Origin of the sequence: Crossiella sp. SN42 (assembly GCF_023897065.1) — a bacterium.
Lineage (GTDB): Bacteria > Actinomycetota > Actinomycetes > Mycobacteriales > Pseudonocardiaceae > Crossiella.
This window is the reverse complement of the sequence record NZ_JAMHIV010000033.1, coordinates 47,703-70,187: the sequence shown is the minus strand read 5'-3', so window position 1 is coordinate 70,187 and position 22,485 is coordinate 47,703. Positions and strand designations below refer to the sequence as shown.

The following is a 22,485-nucleotide window of genomic DNA, read 5'->3' as shown; positions in this document are numbered from 1 at the left end:
TCGCGACCAGGAAGGACTCACCGCATGACCAGCACATCCCGCCGCCTGGCCACCGCGCTCACCGCGAGCGCCCTCACCCTCGGCGCGCTCGCCGCCACCGCCCCGTCAGCCGCCGCCGGACCGATCGGTCCGTGCACGAACCTGCGCGCGTTCAACCTGGAGTTCCGCACCGGCGGTGACGACCTGCGCGGCAACTCCGAGCTGCTGATCTGGGTGACCACCCGGCACGGCGACGTCCCGCTCCAGCCGGTCTGGGGCGGCTTCGGCGGCAACTCCACCCACCACCGCAGCGTCGCCTTCGCCGACCCGAACTGGACGGCGAACTCCTGCGAGGTGACCGGCATGAAGATCCGGCTGGTCTCCCACCCCTCCTGGCCCGAGGGCCCGGACAACTGGAACATGGACGGACTGGTCGTCGGCGGGTTCGGCGAGGCGCCGAGCCGGTCCTACTTCTTCTCCGCCAACGGCGCCCCGGTGAAGCGGTTCACCGGCAGCGACCACACCTGGTCACAGCTCGGCTGAGCCGTCGGTCTCGCGGTAGACGCCCAGCGCGGCCACGTGTGAGGTGAACCGGAAGTGGCGCCCTTCCGGTCCCACCTCGCCGTCGGTGGCGATGGCGACCTTGTTGCCCAGCACCTCCACGTGCACCTCGGGCCGGTCCTGCTGGCAGTAGGTGCGGCTGCGGTGCAGCGCCCCGGTCAGCGCGGCCAGCACGAACCGGGTGCGGGACCAGCGCATGTCCGCGCGCACGTAGCGCACGTCCAGCAGGCCGTCGTCCAGGCGGGGACGGCTGGTCGGGGCGAAGCCCTTGGGCTCGTAGGAGCCGTTGCCGACGAACAGCAGCCACACCTGCCTGGTCTCGCCGTCGATGCGGACCTTCAGCGGACGGGAGGCGTGCAGCACCCGGACCAGCGCGGCCGCCGCGGCCGGCCACTTGCCCCAGCGGCCCTGCCACTTCTCCCGCAGCCGCACCATGTCGGGGTAGCCGCCCAGGCTGGCGGTGTTGACGAACCAGCGGCGCGGCCGCTCGTCCACCATCACCGAGCTGAGGTCCACCGCCACCGCGGAGCCGTTGTCCACCGCGCGCACCACGCTGCCCGCGTCCTCCGCGCCGACGTCCCTGGCGAAGTGGTTGAGCGTGCCCGCGGGCAGCACGGCCAGCGGCAGGCCGCGCTCGGCGGCGATCGAGGCGACCGCGGCGACCGTGCCGTCACCGCCGGCCACCCCCAGCGCGCGGATGGGTTGGTCCGCCGAATCCAGGGTCCGGCGCAGCTGTTCCAGCAGGTCCTCGCGCTCGCTGGGCTCGACCACGGCGGCCTTGGGCCAGTTGCGGGCGACCTCCTCGCTCTGGTTGAACGAGTCGTCGCCGGAGTTCGGGTTGACCACCACCAGCAGGCCCTCGCCCTCGGGCAGCGCGGCGGCCTCGGTCTGGTGCCTGGTCTCGGAGGGGGACTCCCGGCGCAACGGCCACCAGTGCCGGGTGGCCAGGCCGATGCTGGCGCCCAGCACCGCGCCCGCGGCCACGTCGCTGGGCCAGTGCACGCCGGTGTGCACCCGGGAGTAGGCGACCGTGGCCGCCAGCGGGATGACCACCACGGCGGCGGCCGGGGCCTCCATGACGACCGCGGTGGCGAAGGCGGCGGCCGAGGCGGCGTGCCCGGACGGGAAGGAGGAGGAGGTGGGCGGGTCGGGGATGCGCCGGTACGCCGGCACCAGCTCGGCCGCCGGTCTGCGTCTGGGGAACAGCGGCTTGGCGATCAGGTTCGCACTCGCGCTGGCCCCCGCGATCGCCACCACCCCCCGGAACGCGGCCCGCCGGGTCCGGCCCTTCTTGGACGCGAGCACCGCCGCCACCGCGAACCACAGCAGACTGTGGTTGGCGGCGGTGGTGATCACCTTGAGCGTCGGGTCAGCGGCGGATCGTGGCAGGTCGGCGCTACGCCGAACGAGGTCACGATCCGTGCTGTCGACATCTTCGAACACCCTGCGAAACCACTCGAACACAACAACACGCTAACTGGCGCCCGGATGGAGTCCGGTCAGACGCGCCGCTAGCGCCTACTGTGGACACATGCAGCGGCGGATCTTCGGCATCGAAACCGAATTCGGGGTGACCTGCACCTTCCACGGACAGCGACGCCTGTCCCCTGACGAGGTGGCGCGGTACTTGTTCCGTCGCGTGGTGTCCTGGGGCCGGTCGTCCAACGTGTTCCTGCGCAATGGCTCCCGGCTCTACCTGGACGTCGGCTCGCACCCGGAGTACGCCACCGCGGAGTGCGACGACCTCACCCAGCTGGTGACCCATGACAAGGCGGGCGAGCGGATCCTGGAGGACCTGCTCGTCGACGCCGAGCGCAGGCTGGCCGACGAGGGCATCGGCGGCGACATCTTCCTGTTCAAGAACAACACCGACTCGGCGGGCAACTCCTACGGCTGCCACGAGAACTACCTGGTCGCGCGGGCGGGGGAGTTCTCCCGCATCGCCGATGTGCTGCTGCCGTTCCTGGTCACCAGGCAGCTGATCTGCGGCGCGGGCAAGGTGCTGCAGACCCCGCGCGGCGCGGTGTTCTGCCTGTCCCAGCGCGCCGAGCACATCTGGGAGGGCGTCTCCAGCGCCACCACCCGGTCCCGGCCGATCATCAACACCCGCGACGAGCCGCACGCCGACGCCGAGCGCTACCGCAGGCTGCACGTGATCGTCGGCGACTCGAACATGTCCGAGGTGACCACGCTGCTCAAGGTGGGCAGCGCGAACCTGGTGCTGGAGATGATCGAGGCGGGAGTGCAGTTCCGCGACTTCACCCTGGACAACCCGATAAGGGCCATCCGCGAGATCAGCCACGACCTCACCGGTCGCAGGCAGGTTCGGCTCGCGGGCGGGCGTGAGGCCTCGGCGCTGGACATCCAGCGGGAGTACTACCAGCGCGCGGTCGAGCACGTGGCCCAGCGCCAGCCCGACCCCACCGCGAACCGGGTGATCGAGCTCTGGGGCCGCACCCTGGACGCGGTGGAGGCCCAGGACTTCGGGCAGATCGACCGCGAGATCGACTGGGCGATCAAGCACCGGCTGCTGGAGCGCTACCAGAGCAAGCACAACCTGGAGCTGTCCAGCCCGCGCATCGCCCAGCTGGACCTGGCCTACCACGACATCCGCCGCGGCCGGGGCATCTTCGACCTGCTGCAGCGCAAGGACCTGGTGCACCGGGTCACCGACGACGGCGAGATCGAGGCCGCCAAGGACACCCCGCCGCAGTCCACCAGGGCCAAGCTGCGCGGTGACTTCATCGCCGCCGCCCAGGCCGCCGGCCGGGACTTCACCGTGGACTGGGTGCACCTGAAGCTGAACGACCAGGCCCAGCGCACGGTGCTGTGCAAGGACCCGTTCCGCGCGGTGGACGAGCGGGTCGAACGCCTGATCGCCTCGCTGTAGCCACACGCCAGCTGTCACCTGAGCCCGGAGCACCTGTCGCTCCGGGCTCAGGCCGTTCCGGGCCAGCCCCGCCTCCCGCGTGCGCAAATCAATTGCCCCTTGCGAACCGTAGGCTGTACGGTTCGCGGCATGATGATCACCAACCAGCGTGCGCGGCACCCCGGCCGGGCGATTGTCATCGGCGGCGGCCAGTCCGGCCTGGCCGCCGCCTGCGCGCTGCGCACCCACGGTTTCCAGCCGGTGCTGCTGGAGGCCGGTCCGGAACCGGTCGGCTCCTGGCCGATGTACTACGACAGCCTGGTCCTGTTCAGCCCGGCGCGGCTGAACGCCCTGCCCGGCCTGCCCTTCCCCTGCGACCCCGGCCACTACCCCAGCCGCGACCAGGTGATCGACTACCTGCGCCGCTACGCCGAGGGCCTGGACTGCGAGATCCACCCCGGTCAGCGCGTCACCTCGGTGGTCTGCGACCGCGACGGCTTCGTGGTCAGCACCGCCACCGGCGAGACCTGGCACGCCCCGGTGGTGGTCTCGGCCACCGGCAACTTCAGCACGCCGCACCGCCCTGACCTGGGCCTCGGCGAGTTCACCGGCCGGGTGCTGCACGCCGGCGAGTACCGCGCGCCCGCGGAGTTCGCCGGTCAGCGGGTGGTCGTGGTCGGCGCGGGCAACTCCGGTGTGCAGATCGCGGTCGAACTGGCCGAGGTGGCCAGGGTCAGCCTGGTCAGCCGCCGGCCGGTGAAGATCACCGAGAGCAAGGACACGCAGGCGTTCTGGACGGTCATGAAGCACCTGGGCGGGCTACCGCTGGGCGCGGTCCTGGTCCGCTCCGGCCTGCTCGTCGGCCAGCAGGTGCTGGACAACATCGGCGGGTTCCGCGCCGCGCTGCGCCGGGGCGAACCCGACTCCCGCCCCATGTTCACCCGCGCCACCGCCACCAGCCTGCACTGGCCCGACGGTCGCGCGGAGCAGGTCGACACGGTCATCCTGGCCACCGGCTACCGCCCGAACCTGGAACACCTGCGCCCCCTCGGCGCGCTGGACCGCGCGGGCAACCCCCGCCACCGCCACGGCCTGTCCACCACCCACCCGGGCCTGGCCTACGTGGGCCTGCTCGGCCAGCGCGCCCTGTACTCGGCGGCCCTGGGCGGAGTCGGCTGGGACGCCTGCCACGTGGCGAAGACCCTGCGCCGCCGGCTGCCCCGCCCGACCCCGTCCTGCTGCGCCCACTGACCCCTCACTCCGGCGCCCCGAACCGCGCCAGGTGATGCCACAGGTGCTTCACCACCTGCGGCTCGTACGCCCCCGAGGCCGCGGCCCGCCCCAGCGCCGCCGGATCCAGCACCCCGTCCACCGCCAGCTCCACCCCCAGCGCGACCGCCTCCGGCGTCCGGTACCCCTCGGTCTCCCGCAGCCGCGCCACGGACAACCGGAACCCCGGATGCCACTCCACCGGACACGGCAGCGCCGAGGCCAGCTCCGCGACCTCGGTGTCCCGGAAGCAGGCGTCCAGCACCAGCGCCTCCACATCGCGGTCCAGCAGCACCGGCCCGTGCACCTGCGCCTCGACGTAGTCATCCAGCGGATCCGGGGAGTCCGCCAGCGCCACCTCGATCAGCGACATCCGCTCGGCGGTGCCGAACCGCACCGGCTCGAACACGCTGTCCGGATAGCAGAAGGTGGTGCGCCGCAACGACTCCGCGGACAGCCGGAAGTGCGCCGACCCGAACCGCGGCGCCGCCCCCACCACCCGCCGCCGGAAGTTCAGCGCCCCGTACTTGGGCCGCTGCGCGGCAGGCACCGAGTCGTAGGCGGAGCCGAACATCCGGCTCTCCCACCGCCACCGGTCGCCCCCGGGATGCGCGGTTAGCCCGCCGTTGCTGGTCCCGGTCTCGAACTGGGACCGGTAACATCCGTCCGCGCCCAGCATGGCCAGGATCGGCCGCCCCGCCACCACCCGGTCGGGATGGAAGTTGAGGCTGACCCGCAGATCGCCGGCCATCGGCCCACCCTCGGACCGAGCGGCGACATGAGCGAGAGCCTGATCCAGTGCCGTCATACCGGCGATTCTCGACGACGTGACCACTGAATTCGCGCGGCCCCGGCGGCAGGGGCGCAGACCGTCCGCGCCGCACCAGGCGCTCCGCTCCTCGTCACGGCCGCTCGCGCCGCGTAGACAGCTCGCCCGCTCCTCGTCACGGCCGGTCCGTGCCGCATCGCGGGCGGACCGTTCCGCGCCACGGGGTGGTCCGCGCCGCGCGGCGGGCTGACGGTTGCGCCCGGGGACTGTCAGGATGCCGGGTGTGATCGGCGCTTACCTGTGGGCTCAGCCCTATGCCCTGCCGGTGTTCGGCGGCCTGGCCGTGCTGTTCGCGGTGCTGGGCTGGCTGCTGGGACGGGCAGGCCGGGCCCGGTGGTGGGCGGTGTTCCTGCTCGGGGCGGCCGGGGCGCTGGTGGTGGCGACCACGCTGACGCCGGTGCGGGCCGGCACCGGATCGTTCGGCGCCTGCCGGGTCGCGGTGCCGTCGCTGGACACGCTGCTCTCCACCGCGGGCGTGCTGAACCTGGCGCTGTTCGTCCCGGCGGGCCTGGCCGCGGTGGTGGTGTTCCGGCGGTTCTGGCTCACGCTGGTGCTGGGCCTGGCCGGGGTGGCCGCGGTGGGACTGGCGCAGGCGCTGCTGCCGGTGCTGGGGCGGGCCTGTGACTCCGATGTGCTGCTGGTCAACCTCCTCGGTCTGGTGGTCGGCGCGGTGCTGGGCGGGGTGGCCACCGGGTTCCGGCGGGCCGGTGCGATCCGGTTCCGGCGGGCGCCGTGGGTGCTGGCGGGAGCCGGACTCGTGGTGGTGGCCGGGCTGGCCGTGGCGCTGGTGCGGCCCGTGGCCGAGGAGCCGCTGCCGGAGCCCAACAGCACCAGCCGGGAGCAGGAGGACCTGCTGCGCGAGACCGCGCGCAAGTTCCTCGGCCCCGACGGCGGCTACCAGCTCCGCGAGATCCGCCGCGCCGACGGGCAGACCCTGCTGATCGCCGCACTGGTCACCGGCACGGCCAACCGCGGCCTCGTGCACCTGGACTGGCCCTCCGGCGAGGTCACCGCGGCCGAGTTCACCCCGCCGCTGACCCCGGCCACCGCGCCGATCGACGCGGCCGCGGCCAAGGACATCGCGATCCGGCGGGCGCAGAGCTACTTCCCGTGGGCGCTCGGGGCCGAGCTGCGGGTGACCCCGGTCGCCGGCGGCGACTTCTCCGCGAGCTGGCGGCAGCGCAAGGACGGTGTGCTGTTGCCGTTGCGGGCGGACCTCCTCCTGGATCGGGACGGCGGGCTCGTGCAGTTCAGCACCGCACGGGTGCCCCCGCCGGAGCTGTGCGCGGTGACGGTCGACCAGCCGAAGGCCGAGGCGGCCGCCATCGCCGCCCGGCCCGGCAGGCAGGTCGCCAGGGGCGAGCTGGTGGCCCGCCGGGTCGGCGACCGGTGGACGCCGCTGTGGGCGCTGGGCCTGGTCCCGGCCGGTGGCGGGCCGGAACAGGTGTTCGTGAACGCCTGCGACGCCCGGGTGGTGCCGGAGTCGGAGGTGCGGTGAACCTGGACGCGGGTGCGGTGTGGCGGCTGGTCCGGGGCGCGGAACCGCTCGGCGAGATCGTCATCACCGAAGCGGACTTTCCCTGGCTGCACGGCCGGTTCCAGCCGCGGCCCGCCTTCGCCGAGGTCAAACCGCTGTTCGACGCGGAGCTCGCACTGAGCGAGTCCGACGAGGACAACGACGCCTGGGAACAGGCCTACCGGCGCATCACCAGCTCGCTCAGCCTGGTGTCGCCGGAGGGGCCGGTGGCGGAGTTCCTGCTGCACATCCAGGGCGACGAAGCCTGGTTCCGCTGGAGCGACGAGCCCTTCGACGAGGAGGACTGAGCCCAGCCCGCCGTCCACACCGCCGCCGCACGGTCCGTCCCTGGACTGGCCGCTGCGGATCAGTGCGGCCGCAGCCTGGGTGGCCCGTGTTGCGACGTCGTCCTCGACAAGGCGGGAGCCGGTCAGGAAACCGCCGGTGTCCAGGGCCGCGAAGCCGTGGGCCAGCGCGATCAGCCGCTCCAGCGGCCGCAGAGCCGCCACCGGCTCGGTGCGCCCGCCCCCGCTTCGCCCAGCTCGCGGGCGAAGATCACGTCGAACCCGCTCCGCGCACGGCGACGAACCGCACGTAGGCGCCCGCGGTGCCTGCGGTGCCTGCGGTGCCTGCGGTGCCTGCGAGCCGGTCGACCGGCTCGGGACCGGTCTCGGTCGGCTCCGCCACCGAGAACCCGGCCGGGCCCCGTTCGACGCGCAGCTCGAAGCTCGCGGCCAGCAGCGGCGCTCGGCGAGAACGCCCTGCTGCTGGCCGAGGCGGCGCCGAGGTCGTGCTCGGTGCGCGCCGCACCGGGCGACTGGAAGCGCTGGCCGCCCGCATCACCGAGGCCGGTCGCCCTCGCCCGCCAGGGGGTCGAGGACTGGGCCTCCACCAGGAAGTAGTGGCCGACCTGCGGGTGAGCGTGGTGTCACCCGGCTACGTCGAGACCGAGATCGTGGACACGATCACCAACCCGCGGATCCGGGCCAAGGTCGAGGCCTCGCGCACCGAGTTCGTGCTGCCACCGGCGGCGATCGCTCGCGCCGTCGCCTTCGCGATCGGGCAGCGTTTGGTCAGCGGTCGCCGATGCCGGTTGCGCGGGCAGGGAAGCGGCGCTTCGGGGTCGCGTTGGCCGTGCTGGTCGTAGGGCTCGCCGAACGCCTGGCGTGGTTGTCCGCCGGGCGGATTTGGTGGGGAACTTGTTGTGCCCGGGCGGGGTCGGGGCGGGACCCGGTGCCCTCGCGAGATTCGGGATCAAGGCGTGATTGCCGGTGCGCGTTTGCTCGCGAGGGTGGGGAGCCGGGGGCTGGGTTCGGTCAGGGACGGGGCTTGGTCAGGCGTCCAGGGTTTTGGCGTAGCGCTGGCGTAAGTCCTCGGTGCGGTCGGTGGGCCAGGGGCAGCGGATCTCGCCGAACAGGGCGGCGAAGAACAGTTCCAGGTGGGTCTGCCAGGCGGCCAGGGTGACCGCGCGCAGGTCCGCCAGGTGGGCTGGGATGGTCTGGGTGACGGTCAGCAGGGAGCCGAAGGGCTGCGCGGTCAGCTGCCAGCGCACCACACCGGCCGGTTCGTCCTCGTGCAGCCAGGTGTAGGTCAGGCCGTCGGGGGCGTCGAGCTCGGTGACGGTGCCCGCGGCCTGGTAGCCGTGGGTGGCGCGCAGCGGGGGAGCGGCGCCGAGGACGGCTGGGTCGTCCTTGGTCAGCTCGGCCCAGACCTTCTCTTTCGGGTGAACCAGGTCCCGTTGCGCCCGCAGCAGGAAGCCGTCAGCCACTGCCACGCACTCGCCAGTGGCGATCCCAAACTCCTCGACGTAGCGCTCGGCTCGGCGGAACCAGTCCTTCATGGTGGACTCGACCTCGTGGCCTGCTAAAACCCCCTCCAGGACGTCCAGCCTGCCGTCCCAGCCCGCCGCGTGGCGCGCCGTGGCCAGCAGGTCGCCGGGGCCGCCGAGGGCATGCGTGAAAGTCAGCAGGCAGCCCTCGTCCTCGGGCACCAGCTCGAACCGCAAAACGGTCGTGTCCAGCGAGTTTGCGTCTTTCCAGGAGAGGCGAACACTCGGGGCGGATCGAACTCCAGGATCTCGCCACTGCCCGGCGGCGCCTCAGCGCCCGGGAAGACGAATGTGATGGGCGCGCCTATGCGTTGCTCGGTCTGGAGCTCCGCCGGAAACCAGTGCTTCAGGTGGGCCGGATCGGTCACCGCCCGCCACACCTTCTCCGGGGGATGGCGCAGCCGGCGCTCGAAGCGCAGGACGGGTCGCGCGTTGTCGTTCCGGTCCAGGGAGCCACTTGTAATTGCCATGGAAGCCATATAACTTGTTGTTCATGAAGGCTGTCAAATCGAGGGCAGGGCACTCGCCCGATCGAGGAGCAGGGTTCGCTCCCTGGTGTTCTCCGTCAGCTCCGCCGCCCGCAGGAACTCCGTCCGCGCTTCGTCGTGGCGGCCCAGCTTGGCCAGGAGATCGGCTTTTACGCTCGGCAGCCGGTGGTAGTTCTTCAGTGCGGGCACCTCGCTGAGCTGCTCGACCAGCTCGAGTCCGGCCGCGGGCCCGAACGCCATGCCCAGCGCCACCGCGCGGTTCAGCTCCACCACCGGCGACGGGGTGAGCAGCGCCAGCGCCTGGTACTGCGCGGCGATGCGGACCCAGTCGGTCTCCTCGGCGGTGCGCGCCCGCGCGTGACAGGCGGCGATCGCGGCCTGCACGGTGTAGGGGCCGCGCGGATGGCCGAGCTGTTCCGCGCGTTCCAGCGCCGCCAGGCCGCGGCCGATCAGCAGCCGGTCCCAGCGCGAACGGTCCTGCTCCAGCAGCAGCACCGGCGTCCCGTCCGGCCCGGTCCTGGCCCGGGTGCGGGAGGCCTGGATCTCCATCAGCGCCACCAGGCCGTGCACCTCGGCCTCGGCCGGGACCAGTCCGGCGAGCACCCGGCCCAGCCGCAGCGCCTCCGCGCACAGCTCCGGGCGCAGCCAGTCCTCGCCCGCGGTCGCCGAATAGCCCTCGTTGAACACCAGGTAGACGACCTCCAGCACCGAGGACAGCCGGGCCGCTCGCTCGGCGCCCCTCGGCGTCTCGAACGGCACCTTCGCCTCGGCCAGGGTCTTCTTCGCCCGCACGATCCGCTGCGCCACGGTCGGCTCGGGCACCAGGAAGGCCCGCGCGATCTCCTTGGTGGTCAGCCCGCCCAGCATGCGCAGGGTCAGCGCCACCCTGCCCTCGGTGGACAGGACGGGGTGGCAGGCGGTGAAGACCAGGCGCAGCAGGTCGTCCTGGATGTCCTCGTCGATCGCGGCGGCCAGGTCGGGCTCGTGCTCGGTGGCCAGCGAGCGGCCGAGCTCGGCGAGCTTGCGCTGGTAGTTCTCGTTGCGGCGGATGAGGTCCACCGCGCGGCGCCGGGCGGCGGCCATCAGCCAGGCGCCCGGGTTGCGCGGCACACCCTCCTCAGGCCACTGCTCCAGCGCGGCGACCAGCGCGTCCTGGGCCAGCTCCTCGGCAAGGCCGACATCCCGGACCAGCCGCGCGAGACCGGCCACCACCCGCGCGGACTCGATCCGCCACACCGCCTCGACCGCCCGATGGGCCTCGGTTGCCGTCACGAAGGGCCATCAGAGCAGGCCCTCCGCGACGAGGCAACCAGCAAGCCGGCCCGGCGGCCGCCGGGGTCACTTCCCGCGCTGCTGCTCCTCCACCTGCGCGCGCAGCTTCGCCTCGTGCTCCTTCAGCTCGGGGGACATGGCGTCGCCGAAGTCGTCCTCGGTGAACACCTGGCGGATCTCCAGCTCGCCGCTTTCCATCGGAGCCCGCTTGACCCACTCGATGATCTCCTCCCGGGAGCCGACCTCGAGCAGCCAGAAGCCCGCGAGCAGCTCCTTGGTCTCGGCGAACGGGCCGTCGATCACGGTGCGCTTGTCGCCGTCGAAGGCGATCCGGACACCGTTCGAGCTGGGGTGCAGGCCCTCGCCCGCGAGCAGCACGCCCGCCTTGACCAGTTCCTCGTTGTAGCGGCCCATCGCGGTCAGTTCCGCCTCGCTGGGCATGGCGCCAGCCTCGGTGTCCTCGTTGGCCTTGACCAGAACCATGAAACGCATCGTCGACTCCTTCGTCGTGATCATCGGGATCGTGGGGACCCCGTTCTACCGGTGCGTCGATCGGCGAGTGCGCACTTCGACACGACTGCCGGTCTTTTTTTGGCAAGATCGGTTCATGACCGATGTGGGTGCGGTGTTCGACGCGGGACGCGCGGAGTTCGTGGACTGGTCGCCGCTGCTGTGGGGCCCGATGGGCTCGGCGACAGCGGAGGCGGCCGGGCTCGAGCCAGGCGACCGGGTGCTCGACGTGTGCTGCGGGGCAGGCGCCTCCGCGCTGCCCGCGGCCGAACTGGTCGGCGAAGCGGGGCTGGTGCACGGGCTGGACCTGGCAGGCGAGCTGCTGGCCTACGCGCGCAAGGTGGCCGCCCGGCGCGGGCTCCGCCAGGCCGGGTTCTTCCAGGCCGACGCCACGGTCTGGGCGGCGCCGGACGGCGATCCCTACGACGTGGTGCAGTGCGCCTACGGCGTGTTCTTCCTGCCCGAGATGGACGCCGCGGCGGGCAAGCTGATCGCGCTGGTCCGGCCCGGTGGCAAGTTCGTGGTCACCACCTGGGCGGATGCCTCCACGGAGGGGTTCGGCTCCGAGCTGGTCGACGCGGTGCGGGTGTACAAGCCGGAGCTGCCGATCAACTCGCCGGTCAACCTGGCCGCCCAGCGCATCAACACCGAGGAGAAGCTGGCCGGCTGGCTGGCCGGGCTCGGGCTCTCGGAGGTGGCGGTGCGCAAGGTGGACCTGCGCATCCCGATCGACGAGCAGCTGGCGTGGAGCTTCGTGCTGGGCACCGGCATGCGCGCCCGGCTGGCCGGGCTGACCGAACGGCAGGTGGAGGCGGTCCGCGCGGACTTCCTGCACCGGCTGGCCGCGGCAGGCATCAACGACCTCGGCGCGGACTCGCTGATCGGCGTCGGCACCCGCTGACCTGCCCACCAGCCGGTCCTTGACCGGGCACGTACCACAGAGAGGGGAGCAACAAGGCCCGTTCGGCCCAGCGCGCTGGCGCGGACCCGTAAGCTGCTTCGGTGTCCGTTGCCCGCGCCGAACGCCTGGTGAACCTGGTCCTCTGCCTGCTGTCGACCCGGCAGTACCTGACCGCCGACCGGATCCGGTCGATCGTGCCCGGGTACACCGATGCGGCCAACCAGGAAGCCTTCTTCCGCATGTTCGAGCGGGACAAGGCCGAACTGCGCGACCTGGGCGTGCCGCTGGAGACCGGCCGGCACTCGGCGTTCGACCCCGAGGGCTACCGGATCGCCCGGCGGGACTACGAGCTGGGCGAGATCGACCTGGAGCCGGACGAGGCCGCGGCGGTGGCGCTGGCGGTGCGGCTCTGGGAGTCGCCGGAGCTGACCGGCGCCGCGCACGGCGCGCTGGTGAAGTTGCGCGCGGCCGGGGTCGACGTGGACCAGGCGGCGCCGTCGATCGTGGAGCCCAAGGTGCGGGCGAACGAGCCGGCGTTCGGGCCGCTGCTGGCCGCGGTGCACGCCGGGAAGGTGGTCAGCTTCGACTACCGCAAGCAGAGCGCGCCCGAACCGGAGCGGCGGACCGTCGAGCCGTGGGGCGTGGTGTCCTGGCGCGGGCGCTGGTACCTGGTCGGGCAGGACCGGGACCGGAACGCGCCGCGCTGCTTCCGGCTGTCCAGGGTGGTCGGCATCCCCAAGGCCACCGGGCGGGACGGGGCGGTGCGCCGGCCGGAAGGCGTCGACCTGCTGCACTTCGTCGCCGGTGACCAGGACAACGCGCCGCAGTCGGCCCCGGCCAGGGTCTGGGTGGCGCTGGAGCGGGCGCACGGGTTGCGGCGGCGGGCCAAGGCGGTGGAGGCGATGGAGCTGGACGGCGAAGCCGGCGAGGTGATGGAGATCGACCTGGTGTACCCGAACTCGGCGGCCAGCTGGATCGCCGGGTACGGGCCCGATGTGGTGGTGCTGGAACCGGAGTCGCTGCGCACGCACGTGCACCAGCTGCTCGCCGGTGCGGCGGGTGAGGCCCGATGACCGCCTCCTCCTCCACCGAGCGGCTGCCCAGGCTGCTGTCCCTGGTGCCCTACTTCCTGGCCCGGCCGGGAGTGCTGATCTCCGAGGCCGCCGCCGACTTCGGGGTCACCGCGCAGCAGCTGCGCAAGGACCTGGAGCTGCTGTGGATGTGCGGGCTGCCCGGGTACGGGCCGGGTGACCTGATCGACCTGTCCTTCGACGGGGACACCGTCACGGTCACCTACGACGCCGGCATGAACCGGCCGCTGCGGCTGACCGCCGAGGAGGCGACCGCGCTGCTGGTGGCGCTGCGCGCGCTGGCCGACACCCCCGGCGTCGCCGACACCGACGCGGTGCGCCGCACCCTGGCCAAGATCGAGTCCGCGGTGGGCCAGGCCCAGCCCGCCGGTGTGGTGGTCGGCCTGGCCGGGCGGGAGAGCCGGGCGACCGCCGAGGTCCGCGAGCCGTTGCAGCGGGCGCTGCAGGACCGGCGCGCGGTGCGGCTGCGGTACTACACGATCTCCCGGGACGAGATCAGCGACCGGGTGGTGGACCCGATGCGCCTGCTGCTGGTGGACGGCCGCAGCTACCTGGAGGCCTGGTGCCGCCGGGCCGAGGGCGTGCGGCTGTTCCGGCTGGACCGCATCGACGAGGTGGACGTCCTGGCCGAGGCCGCCACGCCCCCGCCGCACGCCGAGCCCACCGACGTCTCCGAGGGCCTGTACCGCCCGGAGCCGGACCAGCACGTGGCGATGCTGGTGCTGGAGCCGGACGCGCGGTGGGTGGCCGAGTACTACCCGGTGGACGAGGTGACCGAGCTGGGCGACGGCCGGGCCAGGGTGCTGATGCGCTACACCGACGAGTCCTGGATGGTCCGGCTGATGCTGGGGCTGGGGCGGGACGTGCACGTGGAGCGGCCGGAGGAGCTGGCCGGGCAGATCAGGGAGCGGGCGCGGCAGGCGTTGCGCCGCGCGAGCCTGGCACCGGTGGACTGAGCCGGACGGGGCGGGCGTCGCGGCCGGGCGGCCGGGACTGGGCGGCCGGGACTGGGCGGCCGGGACTGGGCAGCCGCCGCTGGGCCGCCGCTGCTGGGCGGTCGAGACGGTGCCGCCGCTGCTGGGCGGTCGTGGCTGGGCGGTCAGGACGGGATGGTCGCCGCTGGGCGGTCGGTGGCTGGGCGGTCGGGACGGGATGGTCGCCGCTGAGAGGTCGCGGCTGGGCGGTCGGCATTGGACTGCCGCTTGTTGGACCGCTGTCGCCGGGCCGTCGCGACGGGACCGCTGTCGCCGGAACGGCCGGGGCTGGCGGCTGCCACCGGCGGCGTTGGCTGGGCGGCGGGCGGAGTGGCGGCGGTGGGCGAGTGGCTTGGCCGGGGCGCGGTGGGCGAACTGCTCCGGGCCGATGGCTTGCCGGGGTGTTGCTGGTCGGGCATACTCTGCCGCCGGTATTCAAGTTTGAGCAATGGGGGCAGAGTGGACGTCAGGATCCAGGTGGGCCTCGACCTGCACATCGCCGGCGAGCTGCGCACCCCGGTCGGTCCGGCCGACACCGTGCACGTGGCGGTGCCCGGCGGCTACTACGGCCGCGGCTACTGGCAGGTGCGCGCCAACGGACCGTCCTATGTGGACACCATGGTCGGCGCGGGGCACGCGGTGCTCACCGTGGACCGGCTCGGGACCGGGGACAGCAGCAGGCCGCCGAGCGCCGAGCTGCTGGGCACCACGCACGCCGACTCGATGCACCACGTGGTCCAGGCGTTGCGGGCGGGCGAGGTGGACGGGGTTCCTTACCGCCGGGTGGTCTTCGTGAGCCACTCGTTCAGCATCGCGCTGGCCCTCAGCCTCGCCCTGCGCCATCCGGGTGACGTGGACGGGATCATCCTCACCGGCGGCACCAACCAGCCCAACGAGAAGGTCTTCGCCGGGATCGGCGCGCACTTCCACCCGGCGAACCAGGACCCGCGCTTCGCCGGCCGGGGGCTGGACGACGGGTACCTGACCAGCATCCCGGGCGCCAGGGCGGGGCTGTTCCTGCACCCGGCGACCGTGGACGAGCAGCTGGTCGCGCTGGACGAGCAGCTGACCGAGCCGGACGTGATCCCGGCCTACGACACCTTTCCCGGGCCGGCGGAGTACCCGGGGATCACCGTGCCGGTGCTGCTGGTGGTGGGCGACCGGGACGTGCTGTTCACCGGGGAGGGGGCCAGCGACTGCACCAGCGCGGCGACGCTGCTGGCGGGGGAGCGGCCGCTGTACGGGGACGGGGTGGCGCTGGAGGCGTTCGTGGTGCCGGAGACCGGGCACTCGCTGAACCTGCACCGGACCGCCTCGCAGTGGTACGACGTCGCACGGGACTGGGCGCTGCGGCTGTGACGCCGTGACTACCCGCGGTGCGGATTCCGGGCGCTGTTCAAGGATGGGTAAGACGATCGTTCTGAACCGTTCATCCCTCGGGAAACAGGTGATCGGATCCATCGGGCGGGTCTCGTCACGGTCGGTGCGGCCAGCTACGGTGTGCTGGTGCAGTACCTGTCCCTCATGTTGCCGGTCCTCGCCGGACTGGTCGTCCTGGTGATCGTTCTGGTCCGGGTGTTCGGTGCGGTCAAGCGCGCCGGGCGGGCCCAGGCCAGGTTCCAGGGCACGGTCAGGGACCGCACCGGACTGCTGCGTGCCCGCTCCGCCGCGTTGCGCGTGGCGATCATGGAGCGGCGCGCTTCGACCAAGGACGACATGCCTGCTCCGCGTACCATCGGGTAGCGGGGGAGACAGGAGGAACGACCGTGCCTATCGGAGTACCTGAGCTGCTGATCATCGCTGTGGTGGTCGTGCTGCTGTTCGGCGCCAAGAAGATGCCTGACATGGCTCGTGCGGTCGGCCGCTCCATGCGCATCTTCAAGGCCGAGACCAAGACCATGCGCGAGGAGGACGGACAGGCCGAGCAGGCCCCCGCGCCCGCCCCGCAGCCTCCGGTCCAGCAGCAGCCCGCCGCGCAGCAGCCCTACACCGCCGCGCCGCAGCCGCTGCCGCCGACCCAGCCGGTCGTCCAGCAGCCCGCGCCGCAGGTCGCGCCGCCGCTGGAGCAGACCCAGGGTCGCGCTGACAACCGCTGAGCGCGGAGTAAGAGGAGACAGACTCGGTGGGGAGCGGAGAGCTCCGCCGCCGTAAAGGGCTCGGCAAGCTGTTCGGCGGCCGTCGGAAGAAGAACCCCGACGGCACGATGACGCTCATCGAGCACCTTTACGAGCTGCGGCACCGGTTGGGCGTCTCGGTGCTGGCCCTGGTGGCCGGGGCCGTGATCGCGTTCCTGTGGTGGGTGTACACGGTCGGCCCGATCCCGACGCTGGGTTCGATCGTGCTGGACCCCTACTGCGCCATCCCGGACAAGGTCTCGCTGAACGCGGGCAAGTGCCAGCTGTTGCAGACCCAGCCGTTCGAGGCGTTCATGGTCCGCCTCAAGGTCTCGCTGGCCGTGGGCGCGGTGCTGGCCGCCCCGATCTGGCTCTACCAGCTGTGGGCCTTCATCACGCCGGGGCTGTACCACAAGGAGAAGAAGTACGCCAGCGCCTTCGTCAGCTGCGCCTCGGTGCTGTTCATGCTCGGCGCGGTGCTGGCCTTCTTCATCATCCCGAAGGCGTTGATCGCGCTGGTCGGCTTCGGTGGCGAGGAGTTCGCCACCGCGCTGGCCGGTAGCAACTACATCAACTTCGTGCTCGCCCTGTTGATCATCTTCGGGGTCAGCTTCGAGCTGCCGCTGCTGGTCGTCATGCTGAACTTCGCCGGCGTGCTGACCTATGACAAGCTCCGGCGCAGCCGCCGCGGCGCGATCTTCGGCCTGTTCGTCTTCGCCGCGATCGCCACCCCCGGCACCGACCCGTTCTCCATGCTCGCCCTGGCCCTCGCGCTGTCCCTGCTGCACGAGCTCTCCATCCAGATCGCCCGGTTCCGGGACAAGCGGGCCGCGCGCAAGCGGGCCGCCGAGGGCTGGGACACCTGGAACGACGACGAGGCCTCGCCGATCGCGGACGGCGCCGCGCCGGTGGAGCAGATCGAGCCGGTGCGGGCCACCCCGTCGCCGGTGGTCGACAAGCCCAGGGTCCGCTACGACGACGACGCCACGTGACGCGGCTCGCGCTGCTGGTCAGCCCGGCCTCCGGGGCCTGGTCGGCGGCGCGGGTCGCCGGATCCGTGGCCGCCGCGCTCCGGCCCGCGGTGACCGAGCTGGTGCCGCTGGTCGCCCGTAGCGGCGAGCACCTGGCCGAGCTCGCCAGGTCCGCGGTGGCCGACGGGGTGGACGTGCTCGCGGTGCTCGGCGGGGACGGGGCCGCGCACGCCGCGGTGCAGGCCTGCGCGGGCACCGGCACCGCGCTCGCGGTGATCCCGGCGGGCACCGGCAACGACCTGGCCGCCGCGGTCGGGCTGCCGCGCGGCTCGCGGGAGGCCGCCGCCGCGGTGGCCGGGGCCCTGCGCGGCGGGGCGCGGCGCACGCTGGACCTGGGGCGGATCGCCGGGGGCGGCTACTTCGCCACCGTGCTGTGCGCCGGGTTCGACGCCGCGGTCAACGAACGCACCAACCGGATGCGCTGGCCACGCGGCCCGCGCCGCTACGACCTGGCCATCCTGGCCGAGCTGGCCGGCCTGCGACCGCGCCAGCTGCTGCTGGAGACCACGGCGGGCCGGGTGGAGGTGGAGGCCACGCTGGTCGCGCTGGGCAACACCACCAGCTACGGCGGCGGCATCCCGATCTGCCCGGACGCCGACCCCGCCGACGGCGAGCTGGACGTGACCGTGGTCGGCGCGGCCAGCCGCCGCCAGCTGCTGCGCATCCTGCCCACCCTGCGCACCGGGCGGCACGTGGACCACCCGGTGGTCCGCACCTTCCGGGCGCGGAAGGTGCAGCTCAGCGGCGACAACGGCTGGGTGGCCTACGCCGACGGCGAGCGCCAGGCCCGGCTGCCGGTGACCGTGCGCGCGGTGCCGGGGGCGCTGACCGTGGTGACCGGGACCGGTCGTTAGCGCGCTGACAGGCCGCTGCCCTAGATTCCGCCTGGTGAGCCAGTCTCCCGTGCAGACCGCCCCGCCCGGCATCGTCACCGTGGCCGCCGTGCTCTTCGCCGTGCCCGCGGTGGTCTCGCTGGGACTGGCGCTGCTGACCCTGGCGATCTCGGACAACCGCCTGCTGCCCTCCCTGGTGACGCTGGTCGGCATCGTCGTCCTGAGCTTGCTGCTGTGGTGGCTGACCAGGGCGTTCCACCGCGGGCGGAACTGGGCCAGGGTCCTGATCACGGTGTACCTGGTGCTGTACGTGCTCTATCGCCTGATGCACCTGATCCGCGGGCTCCCGGTACCCACCAGCGACCTGCTCCCGGAGCTCGGGCTGCTGGCGATCGCCACGCTGCCGGTCGTGCTCGCCTGGCGTCCGGAGGCCAACCGGTACTTCGCGCGGTGACTGTCGGGGACGTGTGAAAGTCTGAACAGGTGGCAGCAAGCCCTTCCTCCGACTCAGGCAGGTCTCCCTCGGAGGCCTTCGCCGCAGCCCGCCGCCGGTCCGCCTATCCGAAGCTGACCGACTTCATCGCGGGACTGTCCTTCGAACTGGACCCCTTCCAGCGCCGCTCCTGCGAGGCGCTGGAGGACGGACACGGTGTGCTCGTGTGCGCGCCCACCGGCGCGGGCAAGACCATCGTCGGCGAGTTCGCCGTGCACCTGGCCCTGGCCGAGGGCAAGAAGTGCTTCTACACCACGCCGATCAAGGCGTTGTCCAACCAGAAGCACGCCGACCTGGCCGCCAGGTACGGGCCCAAGCAGGTCGGGCTGCTCACCGGGGACACCTCGATCAACGGGGACGCGCCGGTGGTGATCATGACCACCGAGGTGCTCCGCAACATGATCTACGCGGGCTCCAGGGCGCTGGACAACCTCGGCTACGTGGTCATGGACGAGGTGCACTACCTGGCCGACCGCTTCCGCGGCGCGGTCTGGGAAGAGGTCATCCTGCACCTGCCCGAGCAGGTGCGCATCACCGGCCTGTCGGCCACCGTCAGCAACGCCGAGGAGTTCGGCGAATGGCTGGTCGAGGTGCGCGGGGACACCACCGTGGTGGTGGACGAGCACCGGCCGGTGCCGCTGTGGCAGCACATGCAGGTCGGCAACCGGCTGATGGACCTCTTCGCCGAGGACTCCCGCGAAGGCCACATCCGGATCAACCCCGAGCTCAACCGGCACACCCAGGAGATGGAGCGGCGGCACCTGCCCTGGGGCAGGCCGCGGCAGGACCGGCGCGGCGGGCACGGGCCCAGGGCGGGCACCTTCCGGCCGCCCTCGCGCAACGACGTGATCCGCCAGCTCGACTCCCAGGGCCTGCTGCCGGCGATCGTGTTCATCTTCAGCCGCAACGGCTGCGACGCGGCGATGAACCAGTGCGTGCGCTCGGGGCTGCGGCTGACCACCGAGGCCGAGGTGGCCGAGATCAGGGCGATCATCGCGGCCAAGACCGGCGGCCTGCCCGAGCACGACCTGGCCGTGCTGGGCTTCTGGGAATGGCGCGAGGCGCTGGAACGCGGCATCGCCAGCCACCACGCCGGGCTGCTGCCCGCGTTCAAGGAGACCGTGGAGGAGCTGTTCGTCCGCGGCCTGGTCCGGGTCGTCTTCGCCACCGAGACCCTGGCGCTGGGCATCAACATGCCCGCGCGGACCGTGGTGCTGGAGAAGCTGGTCAAGTACAACGGCGAGGCGCACGTCGACCTCACCCCCGGCGAGTACACCCAGCTCACCGGGCGGGCCGGGCGGCGCGGCATCGACATCGAGGGCCACGCCGTGGTGGTCTGGCAGCCCGGCATGGACCCGCGGCAGGTCGGCGGCCTGGCCTCCACCCGCACCTATCCGCTGCGCTCCTCGTTCAAGCCCGGCTACAACATGGCGGTCAACCTGGTGCAGCGGGTCGGCGCGGCGGCCGCCCGCGAGCTGCTCGAACAGTCCTTCGCCCAGTTCCAGGCCGACCGTTCGGTGGTCGGGCTGGCCAGGCGGATCGAGCGCAACAAGGAGGGCCTGGCCGGGTACGCGGAGTCGATGACCTGCCACCTCGGCGACTTCAGCGACTACGCCGGCCTGCGCAAGCGCCTCTCCGAGCGGGAGAAGACCCTCGCCCGGCAGAGCAGCACGGTGCGCCGCTCGGAGGCGGCGGCGTCGCTGGAGAAGCTGCGCAAGGGCGATGTCATCGAGGTGCCCTCCGGCAGGCGCAGCGGGCTGGCCCTGGTGATCGACCCCGGCCTGGACCCCAACGGGGACCCCAGGCCGCTGGTGGTCACCGAGGACCGCTGGGCCGGGCGGCTGTCCGTGCACGACTTCCCGTCGGTGGTGGAGTCGCTGGGCTGGGTACGGCTGCCCAAGCAGGTCGACGTGCGGTCCCCGCGCAGCCGCCGGGACCTGGCCGCGACCCTGCGCAACACCGGCATCCAGCCGCCCGGCCGCGGCAGGCGCCGCTCCTCCGGCGGCGCGGTGGAGGACGCCGAGCTGGCCACCCTGCGCCGGGCGCTGCGCGCGCACCCCTGCCACGCCTGCGAGGACCGGGAGCAGCACGCCCGCTGGGGCGAGCGCTTCCACCGGTTGCAGGCCGAGACCGAGAAGCTGGAACGCCAGGTCGCGGCCACCACGCACTCGCTGGCCCGCGCCTTCGACCGGATCCGCGCGCTGCTGCGCGAACGCGGCTATCTGCGGGCCCCGCGCACCGAGGACGAGGTGGGCGAGATCGTCACCGAGCACGGGCGGCGGCTGACCCGGCTCTACAGCGAGTCCGACCTGCTGGCCGCGGAGTGCCTGCGCACCGGGGCCTGGCGGCACCTGGACCCGGCCGAGCTGGCCGCGGTGGTCTCCGCGCTGGTCTTCGAGTCCCGCCGGGACGCGCCGACCCAGCCCCGGCTGCCCGGTGGCGGGGTGGCCGAGGCGCTGGACAACACCATGCGCATCTGGGCCGAGCTGGAGGACGACGAGCGCCGCCACCGCCTGGACCGCACCAGGGAGCCCGACGCCGGGTTCGCTTGGCCGGTCTACCGGTGGGCGCGCGGGGAATCACTGGAGAAGGTGCTCAGCGCGGCCGAGGCCAACGGGCAGGAGCTTTCCGCCGGTGACTTCGTGCGCTGGTGCCGGCAGGTGGTGGACCTGTTGGAGCAGCTCAGGGACGTGCTCGGCGGGGAGGACCCGATCGGCGCCACCGCGATCAAGGCCGCCGCGTCCATCCGCCGTGGCGTGGTGGCGATGGTGACCTGATGGCAACTTGGTCAGTCGGCCGGGTACAGCCGGTCCGGCTGTGGTTTGATCGCCCGCAGCGCGTGCGGAACGGCCGCGCCAACCACGAACACGGAGGCGCAGGATGACCAGCCCGTATGGCCCGCCCGGGGAGAACAACCCGCAGCAGTGGGGCCAGCAGCCGTACGGCTCGGGTCCTGGCCAGGGCACCCCCTCCGGTGGTTTCCCGGCCGAGGGCCAGCAGCCCGGCCAGCCGGGGTACGGCCAGCAGCCCGGTTACCCGCAGCAGCCGCAGCCGGGCCAGTACGGTCAGCAGCCCGGCTACGGGCAGCAGCCCGGACAGTACGGCCAGCCGGACCCGAACCAGCCGCAGCCCGGCCAGTACGGCCAGCAGCCCGGTCAGTCCCAGCCCGGTCAGCCGCAGCCTGGTCAGTACGGGCAGCCGCAGCCGGGTCAGGCGACCGGTCCCTATGGCCAGCCGCAGCAAGGGTTCCCCGGCCAGCCGGGACAGCCCGGTCAGTACGGCCAGCCCGGCTACGGCGAGCAGCCCGGTTACGGGCAGCCGCCGAGCGGCCCGAGGAAGAAGTCCGCGCTGCCGCTGATCCTCGGCGGCCTGGCGGTGCTGCTGGTGGCCGCGGTCGCGGTGCTCGGCTTCGTCTGGCCCGGCTGGTTCCTGAAGAAGGTCTTCGACGAGAACGCCGTGCAGGAGGGCGTGAAGAAGATCCTCACCGAGAAGTACAACGTGCAGAAGGTGGAGGGCGCCACCTGCCCCTCCGGCCAGGCCGTCACCCAGGGCTCGACCTTCGACTGCAAGGTCAAGATCGACGGCAAGGAGAAGACCGTGACCATCACGGTCAAGAACAGCGACGCGATCTACGAGGTCAGCCTGCCCAAGTGAGACCGGGTGGGAGCGCCGACCCCGAGCCCGCCCGGCGTGCGGGGTCGGCGCGCGGGCCAGGTGGCAGCCCTGACCCGGCCCCACCGGGCGCGGCCACTGGGGGGCCGTCCGGCGAGTAGGTGCGGACCAGCGCGTCGGCGGCCCCCAGGAACGCCTCCGCGCCGGTCCAGGCGGGCGGGGCTTCCTCCCCAGGAGCGTGCCGCCCGCGTGTCAGCAATCCTGGTCGAATCCGGACCCGGCGTCGTTGACTGCCAACGCACCGGCCTTGACCGT

At 72.7% G+C, this 22,485-nt stretch carries 24 protein-coding genes; 17 read left to right on the top strand and 7 right to left on the bottom strand.

Annotation, left to right across the window (positions count from 1 at the left end; all coding sequences use genetic code 11):
• The first annotated feature begins 24 nt into the window (after nucleotides 1–24).
• On the top strand, nucleotides 25–522 hold the full coding sequence (locus tag M8C13_RS33665; protein ID WP_252484813.1) for a hypothetical protein: 498 nt from the start codon (nucleotides 25–27) through the stop codon (nucleotides 520–522).
• On the opposite strand, the gene M8C13_RS33660 is transcribed toward M8C13_RS33665, so the two are convergent.
• Nucleotides 508–2,004, bottom strand: a complete 1,497-nt coding sequence (locus M8C13_RS33660) for a bifunctional phosphatase PAP2/diacylglycerol kinase family protein (protein WP_374213239.1) — start codon at nucleotides 2,002–2,004, stop codon at nucleotides 508–510. The two genes, M8C13_RS33665 and M8C13_RS33660, sit on opposite strands and share 15 nt — an antisense overlap.
• Before the next feature lie 67 nt (nucleotides 2,005–2,071).
• Between M8C13_RS33660 and pafA the strand changes: the two genes are divergently transcribed.
• The gene (gene pafA / locus M8C13_RS33655; RefSeq protein ID WP_252484812.1) at nucleotides 2,072–3,430 is read left to right on the top strand and encodes a Pup--protein ligase; all 1,359 of its coding nucleotides are present in this window, start codon (nucleotides 2,072–2,074) and stop codon (nucleotides 3,428–3,430) included.
• 129 nt (nucleotides 3,431–3,559) lie between these two features.
• The gene (locus M8C13_RS33650; protein WP_252484811.1) at nucleotides 3,560–4,660 is read left to right on the top strand and encodes an NAD(P)/FAD-dependent oxidoreductase; all 1,101 of its coding nucleotides are present in this window, start codon (nucleotides 3,560–3,562) and stop codon (nucleotides 4,658–4,660) included.
• A 4-nt stretch (nucleotides 4,661–4,664) separates the two neighbouring features.
• Here M8C13_RS33650 and M8C13_RS33645 read toward each other — a convergent pair whose 3' ends face one another.
• On the bottom strand, nucleotides 4,665–5,429 hold the full coding sequence (locus M8C13_RS33645; RefSeq protein ID WP_252484810.1) for a DUF3626 domain-containing protein: 765 nt from the start codon (nucleotides 5,427–5,429) through the stop codon (nucleotides 4,665–4,667).
• A gap of 301 nt (nucleotides 5,430–5,730) precedes the next feature.
• Between M8C13_RS33645 and M8C13_RS33640 the strand changes: the two genes are divergently transcribed.
• Nucleotides 5,731–7,005, top strand: coding sequence for a hypothetical protein (locus M8C13_RS33640; RefSeq protein ID WP_252484809.1), 1,275 nt, complete (start codon nucleotides 5,731–5,733; stop codon nucleotides 7,003–7,005).
• The gene (locus M8C13_RS33635) at nucleotides 7,002–7,331 is read left to right on the top strand and encodes a hypothetical protein (protein ID WP_252484808.1); all 330 of its coding nucleotides are present in this window, start codon (nucleotides 7,002–7,004) and stop codon (nucleotides 7,329–7,331) included. The genes M8C13_RS33640 and M8C13_RS33635 overlap by 4 nt, the downstream gene beginning before the upstream one ends.
• 247 nt (nucleotides 7,332–7,578) lie before the next feature.
• Here the strand turns inward: M8C13_RS33635 and M8C13_RS33630 are convergent, their stop codons facing one another.
• Entirely contained in the window at nucleotides 7,579–7,833 is a 255-nt protein-coding gene (locus tag M8C13_RS33630) for a hypothetical protein (RefSeq protein ID WP_252484807.1), read from the bottom strand.
• Between the two features lie 91 nt (nucleotides 7,834–7,924).
• On the opposite strand from M8C13_RS33630, the gene M8C13_RS33625 reads away from it, so the two are divergent.
• Nucleotides 7,925–8,170 (top strand): hypothetical protein, encoded by a 246-nt coding sequence (locus tag M8C13_RS33625; protein ID WP_252484806.1) that lies wholly within the window; start codon nucleotides 7,925–7,927, stop codon nucleotides 8,168–8,170.
• Between the two features lie 186 nt (nucleotides 8,171–8,356).
• Here M8C13_RS33625 and M8C13_RS33620 read toward each other — a convergent pair whose 3' ends face one another.
• From M8C13_RS33620 to M8C13_RS33605, 4 genes are all read right to left on the bottom strand, one after another.
• Complete coding sequence (locus M8C13_RS33620) at nucleotides 8,357–9,028, bottom strand: SRPBCC domain-containing protein (protein WP_252484805.1); 672 nt, start codon at nucleotides 9,026–9,028, stop codon at nucleotides 8,357–8,359.
• Nucleotides 8,986–9,321 (bottom strand): SRPBCC domain-containing protein, encoded by a 336-nt coding sequence (locus M8C13_RS33615; RefSeq protein ID WP_252484843.1) that lies wholly within the window; start codon nucleotides 9,319–9,321, stop codon nucleotides 8,986–8,988. The genes M8C13_RS33620 and M8C13_RS33615 overlap by 43 nt, the downstream gene beginning before the upstream one ends.
• A gap of 33 nt (nucleotides 9,322–9,354) precedes the next feature.
• Nucleotides 9,355–10,611: an RNA polymerase sigma factor gene (locus M8C13_RS33610; protein WP_252484804.1), complete on the bottom strand. Its 1,257-nt coding sequence runs from the start codon at nucleotides 10,609–10,611 to the stop codon at nucleotides 9,355–9,357.
• A 66-nt stretch (nucleotides 10,612–10,677) separates the two neighbouring features.
• Nucleotides 10,678–11,103: a YciI family protein gene (locus tag M8C13_RS33605; protein WP_252484803.1), complete on the bottom strand. Its 426-nt coding sequence runs from the start codon at nucleotides 11,101–11,103 to the stop codon at nucleotides 10,678–10,680.
• Nucleotides 11,104–11,218: 115 nt separating this feature from the next.
• Here M8C13_RS33605 and M8C13_RS33600 point away from each other — a divergent pair, with 115 nt between their 5' ends.
• From M8C13_RS33600 to M8C13_RS33550, 11 genes are all read left to right on the top strand, one after another.
• Nucleotides 11,219–12,022: a class I SAM-dependent methyltransferase gene (locus M8C13_RS33600; RefSeq protein ID WP_252484802.1), complete on the top strand. Its 804-nt coding sequence runs from the start codon at nucleotides 11,219–11,221 to the stop codon at nucleotides 12,020–12,022.
• A 101-nt stretch (nucleotides 12,023–12,123) separates the two neighbouring features.
• Nucleotides 12,124–13,095 carry a YafY family protein gene (locus tag M8C13_RS33595; RefSeq protein ID WP_252484801.1) on the top strand — a complete coding sequence of 324 codons (972 nt, stop codon included), beginning with the start codon at nucleotides 12,124–12,126 and terminating at the stop codon, nucleotides 13,093–13,095.
• Nucleotides 13,092–14,069, top strand: coding sequence for a YafY family protein (locus M8C13_RS33590; RefSeq protein ID WP_252484800.1), 978 nt, complete (start codon nucleotides 13,092–13,094; stop codon nucleotides 14,067–14,069). The genes M8C13_RS33595 and M8C13_RS33590 overlap by 4 nt, the downstream gene beginning before the upstream one ends.
• 477 nt (nucleotides 14,070–14,546) lie before the next feature.
• Entirely contained in the window at nucleotides 14,547–15,446 is a 900-nt protein-coding gene (locus tag M8C13_RS33585) for an alpha/beta hydrolase (RefSeq protein ID WP_252484799.1), read from the top strand.
• 147 nt (nucleotides 15,447–15,593) lie between these two features.
• A complete protein-coding gene (locus M8C13_RS33580; protein WP_252484798.1) occupies nucleotides 15,594–15,830 on the top strand; it encodes a bacteriophage holin in 237 nt (78 codons plus the stop codon).
• A 23-nt stretch (nucleotides 15,831–15,853) separates the two neighbouring features.
• Nucleotides 15,854–16,183 carry a Sec-independent protein translocase subunit TatA gene (tatA, locus tag M8C13_RS33575; RefSeq protein WP_252484797.1) on the top strand — a complete coding sequence of 110 codons (330 nt, stop codon included), beginning with the start codon at nucleotides 15,854–15,856 and terminating at the stop codon, nucleotides 16,181–16,183.
• A gap of 26 nt (nucleotides 16,184–16,209) precedes the next feature.
• Nucleotides 16,210–17,193: a twin-arginine translocase subunit TatC gene (gene tatC / locus M8C13_RS33570; protein WP_374213236.1), complete on the top strand. Its 984-nt coding sequence runs from the start codon at nucleotides 16,210–16,212 to the stop codon at nucleotides 17,191–17,193.
• Nucleotides 17,190–18,086: a diacylglycerol kinase family protein gene (locus M8C13_RS33565; protein ID WP_252484796.1), complete on the top strand. Its 897-nt coding sequence runs from the start codon at nucleotides 17,190–17,192 to the stop codon at nucleotides 18,084–18,086. Before tatC ends, M8C13_RS33565 begins: the two co-directional genes overlap by 4 nt.
• A 34-nt stretch (nucleotides 18,087–18,120) precedes the next feature.
• Nucleotides 18,121–18,519, top strand: a complete 399-nt coding sequence (locus tag M8C13_RS33560; protein ID WP_252484795.1) for a hypothetical protein — start codon at nucleotides 18,121–18,123, stop codon at nucleotides 18,517–18,519.
• A gap of 29 nt (nucleotides 18,520–18,548) precedes the next feature.
• Nucleotides 18,549–21,335 (top strand): RNA helicase, encoded by a 2,787-nt coding sequence (locus M8C13_RS33555; RefSeq protein ID WP_252484794.1) that lies wholly within the window; start codon nucleotides 18,549–18,551, stop codon nucleotides 21,333–21,335.
• Nucleotides 21,336–21,438: 103 nt separating this feature from the next.
• Complete coding sequence (locus tag M8C13_RS33550; protein ID WP_252484793.1) at nucleotides 21,439–22,212, top strand: DUF4333 domain-containing protein; 774 nt, start codon at nucleotides 21,439–21,441, stop codon at nucleotides 22,210–22,212.
• Nucleotides 22,213–22,485: the final 273 nt, after the last annotated feature.

What these genes read in the sequence shown, in the direction of transcription:
- M8C13_RS33665 (WP_252484813.1), top strand. Translation starts at nt 25, where the DNA reads ATGACCAGCACATCCCGCCGCCTGGCCACCGCGCTCACCGCGAGCGCC.
- pafA (WP_252484812.1), top strand. Translation starts at nt 2,072, where the DNA reads ATGCAGCGGCGGATCTTCGGCATCGAAACCGAATTCGGGGTGACCTGC.
- M8C13_RS33650 (WP_252484811.1), top strand. Translation starts at nt 3,560, where the DNA reads ATGATGATCACCAACCAGCGTGCGCGGCACCCCGGCCGGGCGATTGTC.
- M8C13_RS33645 (WP_252484810.1), bottom strand. Translation starts at nt 5,429, where the DNA reads ATGGCCGGCGATCTGCGGGTCAGCCTCAACTTCCATCCCGACCGGGTG.
- M8C13_RS33615 (WP_252484843.1), bottom strand. Translation starts at nt 9,321, where the DNA reads ATGGCAATTACAAGTGGCTCCCTGGACCGGAACGACAACGCGCGACCC.
- M8C13_RS33605 (WP_252484803.1), bottom strand. Translation starts at nt 11,103, where the DNA reads ATGCGTTTCATGGTTCTGGTCAAGGCCAACGAGGACACCGAGGCTGGC.
- M8C13_RS33600 (WP_252484802.1), top strand. Translation starts at nt 11,219, where the DNA reads ATGACCGATGTGGGTGCGGTGTTCGACGCGGGACGCGCGGAGTTCGTG.
- M8C13_RS33590 (WP_252484800.1), top strand. Translation starts at nt 13,092, where the DNA reads ATGACCGCCTCCTCCTCCACCGAGCGGCTGCCCAGGCTGCTGTCCCTG.
- M8C13_RS33550 (WP_252484793.1), top strand. Translation starts at nt 21,439, where the DNA reads ATGACCAGCCCGTATGGCCCGCCCGGGGAGAACAACCCGCAGCAGTGG.